The following is an 11,660-nucleotide window of genomic DNA, read 5'->3' as shown; positions in this document are numbered from 1 at the left end:
CGAGCGCAGTCAGTTTTCGTACAAAGCCTAGTCTGTGACCGTTTTACGTGCTGAGTGGGCGTCTTGCATATTTCCTTTGGTCAGATTAGAGAGTGTAAATGATTAATTACCCAACGATTGACCCAGTGGCTATCTCCTTGGGGCCGCTGCAAGTCCATTGGTATGGCCTTATGTATGTGGTGGGATTTGTCGCTGCCTGGTGGCTTGGCTGTCGGCGCGCATCGCGTATTGGTCTCAATAATGACGATATCGGTGATTTGCTCTTCTACTGTGCCATTGGTGTCGTGGCTGGAGGGCGCTTAGGGTACGCGCTGTTCTACGGGCTAGGGCAGTGGACAGCCGACCCGCTGTGGATCTTCCGCGTATGGGATGGCGGCATGAGCTTTCACGGCGGCCTACTCGGGGTACTCCTCGCCGCTTGGATATTCGCTCGGCGTAAGCAACTGGCTTTTTTAACGCTCACCGACTTTATCGCTCCTCTGGTACCGATTGGCTTGGGGGCCGGGCGTATCGGTAACTTTATTAATCATGAGCTACCGGGCCGCATGACCTCGCTTCCTTGGGGCATGCCGTTTCCCGGCATGGGGCCTGAGCCGCGTCATCCATCAGCACTCTACGAGGCGTTGTTAGAAGGCGTCGTGCTGTTCGCCATTCTGTGGTGGGTCTCCGCCAAGCCGACCGCACGAGGCTTTTTATCCGGGCTGTTTTTAGTCTGCTACGGCGTGTTCCGCTTTATGGTCGAATTTGTCCGCATGCCCGACGCCCACATTGGTTTTATCGCCTTCGGCTGGGTCACCATGGGCATGCTGCTCTCGCTCCCCATGATCGCGCTGGGCCTCGTCGTCATAGCATGGTCACGCTCCCAGCCTGTGGATGTTAAGGTTTGATGGGGTCATAGAGCCTTGCCTGATTCAGTTGGAAATAGCGGTATTACGTCAGGTTGTCATTAGAACCTATTGGGAAATAGTTGTTCATGACAAAGCCAAATTGAGTTAATACAGAGGTGTGGTATGAGACTCAGTGAAGAGCAGAAAGCTATCGTAAAGCAGGTAGGCCAGGAAGTTTTCGGTAATAATGTTCAGCTTGCGCTCTTTGGTTCCCGCTTAAACGACCATGTCAAGGGCGGGGACATCGACATTCTAGTCAAGAGTGACAAGCCAATGACGGGCAAAATGATCAAGATGTTGACCATGACGGCTCGGTTACAGATGCGCCTGGGCGACCAGCCAATCGACATATTGATTTATGATCCAGAAACACCCTTGTCACCTGTGTATGAGCAAGCGCTTACTAATGGAGAGCTAATATGAGTGGTCTTCTTCCGGTTGAGCGCTTCGTGGCGACGCTTAGCATAGTAAAGCGTGAAGGGAATCACTTAGCATACAGTTGGCTTACGCTATTTGCTGAAGGGAAGCTGATTACCCAAACATGGGTAGAGGTGCTAGACGAACAGCCAGAAGAGGCGGTTCTTTTAGAAGCTTTCGTTTCCAGGTTTGGCCGAATGCAAGATACGTTAGCCGACAAGTTATTACCTCGCTGGTTACAGGCGCTTGCGGAAAAGCCTGGAAGCCAAATTGAAACACTAAACCGGGCTGAGCGCTTAGGTGTAGTAGAAAGTGTTGAAGGGTGGCTGATTGCCAGAAAACTTCGTAACCAGTTGGTTCATGAGTACATGGAAAATGCATGCGAGTTTGCAGAGGCGATCAATATTGCGCGAGATTCGAGTCTTATGCTTATGGGTACCTATAACCAGCTCCACAATTATGCTGAAAGTAAAATGGCCTTAGCTGATTTGCCGGGGTTGTTGGATTTACCTAATAGCTAGTGTTCTTGGACGATGAAGGAACTCAACTATCTGATAATTGGGGGAGTACACCAGCGGGTGCCTCAAACGCTCGCTGAACTCGTACGGGGATGTGCACTCGCTCGCTTTCGGTGGTGTGATTACGTACCGCAGCCATATCATAATGTGCACAGTGCATTGGATCCCCCGTATTCATGTGCATGCGAGATTTAGTAGCGCGTGGTAAGCGAAGCGCACCCGCGAAAGCATCGCGAAGCGGTGCCGGGGTTAACTGGATAACGTTAACGGGGCGGCATTGCTAGACCGGGCAGCTATGGGCGCCTAGAATAAACCGCTACATCGCCTGTTAATTTGGAAATTCTGTGACTGCACCAACGCCCGCGCTTGAGCAACCCTATTTAGACTTGATGCAAACCGTTTTGGAGCATGGCGTTGACCGCCACGACCGTACAGGCGTCGGCACGCGCTCCGTGTTTGGCCATCAAATGCGCTTTGATTTATCGCGTGGTTTTCCACTACTGACCACCAAAAAACTCCACCTGCGCTCGATTATTCACGAACTCCTGTGGTTCCTGAAAGGCGACACCAACATCGCCTATCTAAAAGAGAACGGCGTGCGGATCTGGGACGAGTGGGCGGATGAAAACGGCGATCTAGGCCCCGTTTATGGCTACCAGTGGCGCAGCTGGCCCGACCCAAAAGGTGGCAGCGTTGACCAAATTGCCAAGGTGCTCGGTCAAATTCGCACCACACCCCAATCCCGCCGCCTGATTGTTTCTGCATGGAACCCAGCCCAGGTCGATGAAATGCAGCTACCACCGTGCCACTGCCTGTTCCAGTTCTATGTGGCCAATGGCAAGCTGTCGTGCCAGCTCTATCAGCGCAGCGCCGACATTTTCCTCGGCGTGCCGTTTAATATCGCCAGCTACGCTTTACTACTGACCATGGTCGCCCAGGTGACCGGCCTGCAGCCGGGTGAATTTATCCACACCCTAGGCGATGCGCACCTGTACAGTAACCACCTTGAACAGGCCAAAGAGCAGCTATCGCGTACGCCTAAAGCGGCGCCTAAACTGGTGCTCAATCCAGAGGTAGACGACTTGTTCGCATTCCGTTTTGAAGATATTCACATTGACGCTTACGAGGCGCACCCGCACATCAAGGCCGAGGTAGCGGTATGAGCCAGCAAAACGATACGAGTAACCAAAACGGCGCTTTCGACTCTCTGGTGCCGGTGGCAATGATCGTTGCCATGGCTAAAAATCGTGTGATCGGCGTAGACGGCAAGTTGCCCTGGTACCTGCCCGAAGATTTAAAGTTCTTCAAACGCATTACCCAGGCAAAACCGCTGGTCATGGGGCGTAAAACCTACGCTTCCATTGGCAAGCCGTTGCCTAATCGGCTTAATGTCGTTGTCACCCGCAACGCCGAGTTTTCCCACGAAGGCGTACGCGTGTGCCACGACCTGCCTGCAGCGCTAGAGCTAGCCGACCAGCACGCCACCATAGAAGCGGCGGAAGAGATCATGGTAATGGGGGGCGGAGAAATTTACCGCCAGGCGCTTCCCTTTGCCCAGCGGCTTTACATAACGGAAGTGGACATAGAGGTAGAAGGCGACGCAACGTTTCCTGACTTCGACCCCAGCGAGTGGCAAGAAGTACAGCGCGTAGCGGGGCAGCCAGCAGAAGGGCAGCCAAGTTATGATTTCGTCGTTTACGAGCGCATCGCCGACTAAAAAGGGCAAAGGAGAAGGCTATGGCCGCCAGCTTAATGAATATATTAGATGATTTAGAAGCGCGTCTTGAACGCACACAAGCTGAGCTACATGCCCTGCGTGAAGAAAACCAGCGGTTAAAGCAGCAATTGGCATTGAAAAGCGCCCAATCGCAAAGCGTGCCAAGCTCCGAAGCCACGACTAAAATAGACAATGAAAGACATAACGAAGAAGCTGTCGATGCAAAGGTTCTCGACCCAAAAGCGCCTGAAACGCCACCACCCAGCGAAGTAGCGCCAGATCAGGTCGAGCCAGTAGAAGCCAAGCCAGAAGAAACCAAACCAGAAGAAGCCAAACCAGAAGAAGCCAAGCCAGAAGAAACCAAACCAGAAGCAAAAGTTGAATCATCGGCTACCGCTGAAACGGCCAAAGCACCTTCACCGCACGCCCTGTTGAATCAATGGTACGAGCGCTACCCCAAGGCGTTTTTTAAAGGCCACACAAAGCCCTTAAAAGTGGGTATTCATCAACAGCTTGCAGAGCGCGAAGAGTGGCCTAGTAAGCTAATTCGTCGAGCCTTGGCCAACTACGTGAACCTCCCGCGCTATATAAAAGCAGTGCGCGAGGGCGCCGAACGGGTAGATTTGGATGGTCAACCCGCAGGCAAGGTAGATAAAGAAGCGGCGCTACACGCAGCAGAAAAACGTGGTGATCAGAAAGTAGCTGGGCAGCCAAAAAAAGCGCAACCTAAACCATCGTCTGCCGCTAAAAACACCCGTCAAGAAAAACCGAAACAGCCTGATTTAGCGCCGGATGCAGAACCGAAGGCAGAAAAAGGTGAGCCGCGTAAGTCGCTTAGCTTGGAAGATAAATTGTTAGATTTACAGCAGAAATTCAAAGGCCGCTGAGACCGGGCCCAGCAGCAGGGGTTCCATAAAAAAGCACAAATAGTAAAAAAACACTGTTTTTTTCTATTGCGTTCCCTGGAGTCCCGGTATAGAGTTTGTTCTGCGAGCATTGGACTATAACAAGGCTTAGTTGAGGACATGCCGCATACCACCGGGAAAAAACCGGCGGATGGCAAAAGAGCATGGCCCGCAAAAGCCAACTGCCAACTTATTAAGAGTTGAGCAGCAACGATCGAAACAGTATACGAGTTAAGGAACTTACATCATGAAAAAGACACTTTTAGCGACTGCTATCGTTGGCGCCCTGGGTGCCTCTGCTGCAGCCCAGGCAGCAACCGTTTATGACCAGGATGGCACCAAGCTTGACGTCTATGGCCGTATCGCCATGGGTGTTGCTGGTGGCGGCCCTGAATACAACGGTAATGATGAAAAAATCAATAACGACGCTGAGTTTGTAGACGTATACTCACGTCTTGGTCTGCGCATGAGCCAAGAAATTTCACGTGACCTGACTGCTTTCGGTCGTGTTGAGTGGCGTTTCGACGGTGACGAGCGTACCGGTCCTAGCGGTAACGGCAACACTGGCTTTAAAGAAGTTCGTCAGAGCTACATCGGTTTGCAAAGCGACCAGTTTGGTACTTTCCAAGCGGGTAACTTCGACGCATTCTACAACCAGTTCGTTTCCAAGCCGTTCGATGTTTACATCGACCGTGGTCTGGAATTCGCTGGTCACCCGACTCAGTCACGTGGCGACTCTATCGGTTACTACACGCCTGACCTGAGCGGCTTCACTGCCTTCTTGCAGCTGAAACACTACAGCGAGCGCGGCCTGACTGAAGCTCAAGAAACTTCTGAAGGCGACGTAATCGCACCGCAAGGTGGTGTTCGTTACGCACAAGGCCCTGTAACTGTAGGTCTGGGTTTTGTTGAAGACGTTGCACGTGGCGGCGGTAACGCTGAAATGCTGTACGGCCTGATCGGTTCTTACGACATTACTGACCAGTTCTCTGCACGTCTGGGTTACGAAACTCGCGACGACAACAATGTTCGCGGTGGCGGCTTCGATAAAGTTGGTCTAGGTGGTACTTTCACCACTGGTCCTTGGGCATTCGCTGCTGACATCTACGACGTAGATCCTGAAGATTCCGATAGCCGCACTTCTTGGGCCCTGGGTTCTTACTACAAAGTTTCCAGCAACTTTGACGTATTCCTAGAGCTGCAGCAAGCTGACCAGCAGTCTATCACTCTCCTGGATGATGATGAGATTGTTAGCACTGCCGATGGCGACGACATGTATTGGCTGACAGGCGCTCGTTACCACTTCTAAGCTTGGTTTAATTACCACGCATGAAGGGTTAACTGCCTAGCAGAATCAAATAGAACCGGCCTCTTTAGAGGCCGGTTTTTTTGCTTTTTGGTCAATATTATTTTTAATACAAATAAGAATTGTTTTCCTTTAATGCATCCTTGATATTGTATAACATTGGTTTGCTGCATATAGCTGAGAATAGCTGAATAGCTAAAGCAGCGAACAAGATTAGCGTATCAAGGGATTATTTCTAATGCAGAAGAAGCAGTTAGCGGTGGTTGTAGCAAGTCTGTTAAGTATCTCCTCGGTTCAAGCCACAACACTTTATGATCAGGACGGCACGAAGCTGGATATTTACGGCCGTATTGCCATGGGTATTGCGGGCGGTGGCCCTGAGTTTAATAGCGCTGGCAATAAAGTGGATGACGGCGCGGAATTTATTGATGTCTACTCCCGCCTAGGGTTTCGAATGAGTCATACGGTTACTTCAGACCTAACGGCATTAGGACGCTTGGAGTGGCGGTTTACTGGCGATGAGCGCAACACGGATCAAGGGTTCAACGAAATACGACAAAGCTACATCGGTTTATCAAGTAAGCAGTATGGCACGTTGCTGGCAGGTAATTTTAATAGCATGTATGCCCAGTTTGTCTCGCTGCCGTTTGATGTTTATCAAGACCGCGGATTACTGTTTAAATCATCGGGTTTGCAGTCTTGGGGTGATTCTATTGCTTACTACACGCCTGAGCTGAACGGCTTCACTTCTTTTCTCCAGGTTAAGCACTACAGTGAGCGGGGGTTAACGGCTTCAGAGCAGAGTAGTGAAGGTGAGGTTGTTGCCGCGCAAGGTGGTATTCGCTATCAGCAAGGCCCACTCAAAGTTGGGTTTGGTGCAGTGGAAAACGTAGTGCGTGGTGGTGGCAGTGGAAATGGTGAAACGCTGTATGGCCTTATTGGGGCATACTCGCTATCTGATCAGCTATCAATGCGCTTAGGTGTTGAGACTCAAGACAACAGCGATACTTATGGCAAAGGGTTCGAAACGGTCGGCCTAGGTGGTACCTACTCCACAGGGCCTTGGGCTTTTACCGCAGATTACTACAATGTAGACCGTGACGAAGGCGAGGAGAGTAACGCCTGGGCTGCAGGCGCTTACTATAAAGTCACCAGTGCATTTGACGTGTTCGTAGAGCTAGCCGATGGTGATGCGCCAAGCATGCGGAAAGAAAGTTCGGCAGACAGGACATATTGGCTGACAGGCGCACGTTATCACTTCTAACGTCGTTTTAAAGAATTTGTTTATATCAAAACGGCCACATTTATGTGGCCGTTTTTTTGCTTTTCAATGGCTGTTATTCTCACAATAAGAATGAATAGGTTGTACAAGAGCTGTCTATGTAGAGCCGCTGGCGGTATTCCCCTACAATGGGCGGCTGGCAAAAGTGCTTTGCGCTTGTGCCAACCACTTTCATCCACCCAGAGAAGTAGGGCAAGGGAATACGCCCGTTATAATCCCTGGGCGGTAGCGTGCCTTTTATTTGGAAATAACTATGTCGATATCTCAACGTTCAGTGGTCTCTCCAGCACGCATGCTGCTGGCAGCGCTGAGTTTAGCCGTGGTGAGTGGTTGTGCCTCGTACCCCTCCAGCTCAGCTCAGCAAGAAGCGCAGTATGTATTGAATAACGACCCGGCCACCTTGCTGCAAGACGACAACCTCAATGGCTTTTTAACACAAGCGCCCGCAGGTGCCGTGATTAATGTTTCAGACAGCCCATGGGGTAATAATGTCGAGATTGTGGCTGACGCCGCCTACCTTGCCGCCAGTGGGCGCGAGTGTCGCAAGCTAAGAGTAGTAGCCGTCGACTCCAATAACGCGCGTTCTGCACTCGTCTGCAAAACACCCAATGGTTGGGTTAATCAACGCGTTGTGGCACAAACAACACAGGGGCGCAATTAATGAAAGTGACCACACTGCTTGACCGCGCTACGCTAAATCGCTCGTTAGCCGTTGCTTCCATAGCGCTTGTCAGCGTTTTTGCAGTGCCCAACACATGGGCGCAGGCGCTAAGCCTTTCCGACAGCATTTTACCTGAGCAGGCTAACCAGCAAGGCAGCCTGCAGCAGCAAGAAGTCAATGATACGCCCCGAGCCAACTGGGATAGCGGCACATATGGCCCGGTTTCGCCCAAGGTACAAGATCCCGATGCGCTACCGCCATTTGGCGCCAACTTATTCACAGGTGGGTTTCGTGGCGCGATGGGGGATGGTCTCAACCCTGACTACCGGATTAAACCCGGCGACCAAGTCACGGTTCGCGCCTGGGGTGCATTTGAACTTGATCGCGTGTTACCCGTCGACGCCCAAGGAAATATTTTCATTCCTGGCTCAGGGCCGCTCAAAGTAGAAGGGCAGAGCAGCCAACAAGTTGATGCCAGCGTGCGTCAAGCCATTACCTCGGTATACCCAGATAACGTCCAGGTCTATACCAACCTGCAAGGTGTGCAGCCCGTAGCCGTCTACGTCACAGGCTATGTTGAAAACCCCGGCCGTTACGCGGGCACACCCAACGACTCCCTGCTCTATTTTCTGGATCAGTCCGGCGGCATAGATCAAGACCTAGGCAGCTATCGTCAAATTCGTGTAATGCGCGACGGTCGCAATGTCGCCACCGTCGACCTCTATGACTTCTTGATCAACGGCAATATACCCCGCCCGCAATTTCAAGATGGCGACACCATCGTAGTCGAGGAGCGTGGCCCCGCAATTGCGGTAGGTGGAGATGTTCACCGTGAATACCGTTATGAAATGACAGGCACAAGTTTGAGTGGCGCTGAGCTGGTAAATCTAGCGCGGTTAAGAAGCGGTGTTTCACATGTTCTGCTACGTGGTGACCGTGAAGAAGGGCCTATTGCTCAATACTTCCCCATTGATATGTTTGCCGGTCAAACGATCCGCAGTGGCGACGAAGTGCTGTTCAGCTCAGATAAGCGCAGTGAAACCATCGTTGTGGAAGTAGAAGGCAGCTATTACGGCCCTTCACGGTACGCACTGCCAAGGGATGCTCGTTTAAGCGAATTACTAGACGCCATCGCCGTGCCAGAAAACATGACCGCCGTGGAAAGCATCTCAATACAGCGTGAAAGTGTTAAAAAGCAGCAAGCGCAGTCCCTTGAAGAAAGCCTACGCCGTCTAGAGACCACCTACTTAGGCGCACCCTCCAGCACCAATGAAGAAGCTCAGATTCGTGTACAAGAAGCGGAGCTGATTCAGGACTTCATCTCTCGTGCCAGTGAGCTAGAGCCCAGTGGCCGTTTAGTCGTTGCTTACGATGGGCGCATTTCCGATATTCGCCTGCAGGATGGCGATGTGGTCACTATTCCGGAAGTGAGTGACTCCATGCTGATAAGTGGTGAAGTGCTTGTGCCCCAAGCCGCTGTTTATCGCCCAGGCATGAGCGTGATCGATTACATTGAAGGCGCAGGCGGCTTCACCGACCGTGCAGATGACGACCATATTCTTGTGGTTCGCCAGAATGGTGCCGTTGAGAACGCCCGTAACGTGAACCTGCGTCCCGGCGACGAAATCCTCGTTATGCCCGCTGCTCCCACGCACAACCTTCAGCTAGCCTCTACGCTAACGCAGATCCTCTACCAGATTGCCGTAGCAACCAGAGTAGCGGTTGATCTGTAATAGGAGAAGGGTGAGGAGTTAGGGGGTTGGAGTGAAGAGTAAGGAGTGAGGGGTGAAGAAAGTCCCTCTCACACCTCACAATTTACACCTCACCCCTTACCCTTCACCTCTCACCCCTTACACCTCACTTATTCAAGAAGTAGCGCTATGGATAACGTAAACAGTGGCCCACGGCGGAGTGCACGAACACCGTGGCAAGTCACGCGCAGCGTGTGGTACGCCATGTTCATGCGCGAAGCCATTTCGCGCACCATGTCGGATCGCATGGGCTGGTTTTGGATGATCTTCGAGCCAGTCGCCTTTGTTGTTATTGTGGTAGGCATTCGTAGCTTTGTTAGTGGCAATCGCCTAGTAGCGAATGCCGAATTTATCCCTTGGATGATTACGGGCTTAATGGGCTTTTTCTTGGTGCGGGAAGGCATGATGCGAGGGATGGGCGCCATTAATGGTAACAAAGCCCTGTTCGCTTACCGGCAAGTGCTGCCCGTAGACCCCGTGCTTGTGCGCAACTTTCTAGAAGGCATGTTGCGCAGTTTTATCTTCCTGCTCTTTATAGGCGGTGGGCTAATGCTGGGGTTAGATCTCTACCCAGATAACGTCATTAGGGTGATGGCTGCCTGGCTTTCGTTATGGAGTCTAGGGCTTGGTTTAGGGTTGATAACCTCAGTAGTGGCAACATTGGTACCCGAGCTTGGCCGGGTGATAACCATGCTCTCTTTACCGCTGCTAATAATCTCCGGGGTGATTTTACCGCTTAATGCCTTGCCCCACTGGTTGTTGGAATACCTGATGCTTAACCCAATACCCCATGGCCTCGAAACGCTGCGCCTGGGCTTTTTTGACAAGTACCAAGTCGTCCAGGGCACCAGCATGCTCTACCTCTGGCTCTTTACATTTACGCTAATCGCCCTGGGGCTATTGATGCACCTGCGCTTTATTGATCGATTGAAGGCACAATAAACTATGCAACGTTCTTTTCGTCATTTTATAAAAACATCGCCACACTGGGCCGTGGCGATAGTCGCGATAGCTTTGGTCTCGTTTTATTGGTTTGTATTGGCGGAAGATCGCTATGTATCCCGCGCAACCGTAGTGTTAGAAAGCCCGCAGGTAGCAACGCCAGAATTTAGCCTATCTTCAATTATGGGCAGTGGCGGTGGGGGAAATACCCACGACCTGTTGCTGCTGCGTGAACACTTACTCTCTGTAGACATGCTGCGCTTACTGGACGAAAAGCTGAATCTGCGTGAGCACTATTCTGAGAATGGAGATATCTTCGCCAAACTGCTTAACCGTGATGCCCCCATTGAAGACTTGCACCAATACTACTTGCGCCGGGTAGAGGTAGAGCTGGATGAGTATGCAGGCGTGCTCAATATCCACGTGCAGGCGTATACGCCAGAGTTTGCCCATGAAGTGGCTACGCTGCTGCTGGAAGCAGGTGAAGACCATATGAACGAAATGGGGCACCGTCTAGCAGATGAGCAGGTGAAATTTTTAGAACAGCAAATGGTTCGACTTGAAGAGCGCTTTGAAGAGACCCGGGCCAAGCTGCTTGAATTCCAAAACGAATATGGTTTGGTTTCACCAACCGCAACGGTGGAAAATATTAACCAAGTGGTGGCAACACTTGAGGCTGATCTAGCCCGCCTGCAAGCGCAGCGCAGCGCATTAGCCAGCTTCCAAAGCTCCCAGTCTTCTGAATTGCGCCAAGTCGAGCGTAATATCACGGCATTGCGCGACCAAATTATTGAGCAGCGTGATCGAATCGCCCAAGCTTCAGGCGACTCGCTCAACAGTGTGTCAGCGCAATATGAAACACTAGAACTGCAGGCACAGTTTGCTCAGGAAACCTACTCAAGTGCGCTGGCTGCGTTAGAAAACACCCGCTTAGAAGCTGCCCGCCAGCTCAAGCAGGTAAGCGTGCTGCAAAGCCCGCTATTCCCGGAGTACCCCACAGAACCCAATCGGCTCTACAACAGCAGCGTATTCGCCATCATCACCATCTTCCTAGCCTTTATCTTCAGCATGCTGATGATGATCATCAAAGATCACCGCGATTAAGGTTGGGGTGAAGGGTGAAGGGTGAAGGGTGAAGGGTGAAGGGTACGAAACGATTCACCATTTACCACTCACGATTCACATTTTTGTAGCGCGTGGTAACGAGTCTGCGAGGAACGAGCAAACGAGGCACCCGAGGGAGGCGTCGGAACGACGCCCAACGGCACGTAACC

12 protein-coding genes are annotated in these 11,660 nt (G+C 51.6%); all 12 read left to right on the top strand.

Annotated features, from left to right (window positions below; genetic code table 11):
- The first annotated feature begins 98 nt into the window (after positions 1-98).
- Entirely contained in the window at positions 99-887 is a 789-nt protein-coding gene (gene lgt / locus HZS52_RS20635) for a prolipoprotein diacylglyceryl transferase (protein ID WP_190373554.1), read from the top strand.
- A 123-nt stretch (positions 888-1,010) separates the two neighbouring features.
- A complete protein-coding gene (locus tag HZS52_RS20630) occupies positions 1,011-1,310 on the top strand; it encodes a nucleotidyltransferase domain-containing protein (protein WP_022519678.1) in 300 nt (99 codons plus the stop codon).
- A complete protein-coding gene (locus HZS52_RS20625; protein ID WP_190373553.1) occupies positions 1,307-1,825 on the top strand; it encodes a hypothetical protein in 519 nt (172 codons plus the stop codon). Before HZS52_RS20630 ends, HZS52_RS20625 begins: the two co-directional genes overlap by 4 nt.
- Before the next feature lie 386 nt (positions 1,826-2,211).
- Positions 2,212-2,985: a thymidylate synthase gene (locus HZS52_RS20620; RefSeq protein ID WP_053857259.1), complete on the top strand. Its 774-nt coding sequence runs from the start codon at positions 2,212-2,214 to the stop codon at positions 2,983-2,985.
- Complete coding sequence (locus HZS52_RS20615) at positions 2,982-3,539, top strand: dihydrofolate reductase (protein ID WP_190373552.1); 558 nt, start codon at positions 2,982-2,984, stop codon at positions 3,537-3,539. The genes HZS52_RS20620 and HZS52_RS20615 overlap by 4 nt, the downstream gene beginning before the upstream one ends.
- A gap of 20 nt (positions 3,540-3,559) precedes the next feature.
- A complete protein-coding gene (locus HZS52_RS20610) occupies positions 3,560-4,426 on the top strand; it encodes a ProQ/FINO family protein (RefSeq protein ID WP_190373551.1) in 867 nt (288 codons plus the stop codon).
- Positions 4,427-4,691: 265 nt separating this feature from the next.
- A complete protein-coding gene (locus HZS52_RS20605) occupies positions 4,692-5,753 on the top strand; it encodes a porin (RefSeq protein WP_190373550.1) in 1,062 nt (353 codons plus the stop codon).
- Positions 5,754-5,988: 235 nt separating this feature from the next.
- Positions 5,989-7,014: a porin gene (locus HZS52_RS20600; protein WP_190373549.1), complete on the top strand. Its 1,026-nt coding sequence runs from the start codon at positions 5,989-5,991 to the stop codon at positions 7,012-7,014.
- A gap of 271 nt (positions 7,015-7,285) precedes the next feature.
- Positions 7,286-7,693, top strand: a complete 408-nt coding sequence (locus HZS52_RS20595) for a DVU3141 family protein (protein WP_089691503.1) — start codon at positions 7,286-7,288, stop codon at positions 7,691-7,693.
- Complete coding sequence (locus HZS52_RS20590) at positions 7,693-9,426, top strand: polysaccharide biosynthesis/export family protein (RefSeq protein ID WP_190373548.1); 1,734 nt, start codon at positions 7,693-7,695, stop codon at positions 9,424-9,426. The genes HZS52_RS20595 and HZS52_RS20590 overlap by 1 nt, the downstream gene beginning before the upstream one ends.
- Positions 9,427-9,573: 147 nt before the next feature.
- On the top strand, positions 9,574-10,386 hold the full coding sequence (locus HZS52_RS20585) for an ABC transporter permease (protein ID WP_190373547.1): 813 nt from the start codon (positions 9,574-9,576) through the stop codon (positions 10,384-10,386).
- A gap of 3 nt (positions 10,387-10,389) precedes the next feature.
- Complete coding sequence (locus tag HZS52_RS20580; protein WP_190373546.1) at positions 10,390-11,490, top strand: KpsE/RkpR family capsule polysaccharide export protein; 1,101 nt, start codon at positions 10,390-10,392, stop codon at positions 11,488-11,490.
- The last annotated feature ends 170 nt before the right edge of the window (positions 11,491-11,660 follow it).

It is taken from the genome of Vreelandella titanicae, assembly GCF_014697095.1.
GTDB lineage: Bacteria > Pseudomonadota > Gammaproteobacteria > Pseudomonadales > Halomonadaceae > Vreelandella > Vreelandella titanicae.
This window is presented reverse-complemented; position numbering and strand designations above follow the sequence as displayed.

Excerpts from the sequence above, each read along its gene's own strand:
- HZS52_RS20590 (WP_190373548.1), top strand. The coding sequence starts at position 7,693 with ATGAAAGTGACCACACTGCTTGACCGCGCTACGCTAAATCGCTCGTTA.
- HZS52_RS20595 (WP_089691503.1), top strand. The coding sequence starts at position 7,286 with ATGTCGATATCTCAACGTTCAGTGGTCTCTCCAGCACGCATGCTGCTG.
- HZS52_RS20580 (WP_190373546.1), top strand. The coding sequence starts at position 10,390 with ATGCAACGTTCTTTTCGTCATTTTATAAAAACATCGCCACACTGGGCC.
- HZS52_RS20610 (WP_190373551.1), top strand. The coding sequence starts at position 3,560 with ATGGCCGCCAGCTTAATGAATATATTAGATGATTTAGAAGCGCGTCTT.
- HZS52_RS20615 (WP_190373552.1), top strand. The coding sequence starts at position 2,982 with ATGAGCCAGCAAAACGATACGAGTAACCAAAACGGCGCTTTCGACTCT.
- HZS52_RS20605 (WP_190373550.1), top strand. The coding sequence starts at position 4,692 with ATGAAAAAGACACTTTTAGCGACTGCTATCGTTGGCGCCCTGGGTGCC.
- HZS52_RS20630 (WP_022519678.1), top strand. The coding sequence starts at position 1,011 with ATGAGACTCAGTGAAGAGCAGAAAGCTATCGTAAAGCAGGTAGGCCAG.
- lgt (WP_190373554.1), top strand. The coding sequence starts at position 99 with ATGATTAATTACCCAACGATTGACCCAGTGGCTATCTCCTTGGGGCCG.
- HZS52_RS20585 (WP_190373547.1), top strand. The coding sequence starts at position 9,574 with ATGGATAACGTAAACAGTGGCCCACGGCGGAGTGCACGAACACCGTGG.
- HZS52_RS20625 (WP_190373553.1), top strand. The coding sequence starts at position 1,307 with ATGAGTGGTCTTCTTCCGGTTGAGCGCTTCGTGGCGACGCTTAGCATA.
- HZS52_RS20620 (WP_053857259.1), top strand. The coding sequence starts at position 2,212 with ATGCAAACCGTTTTGGAGCATGGCGTTGACCGCCACGACCGTACAGGC.
- HZS52_RS20600 (WP_190373549.1), top strand. The coding sequence starts at position 5,989 with ATGCAGAAGAAGCAGTTAGCGGTGGTTGTAGCAAGTCTGTTAAGTATC.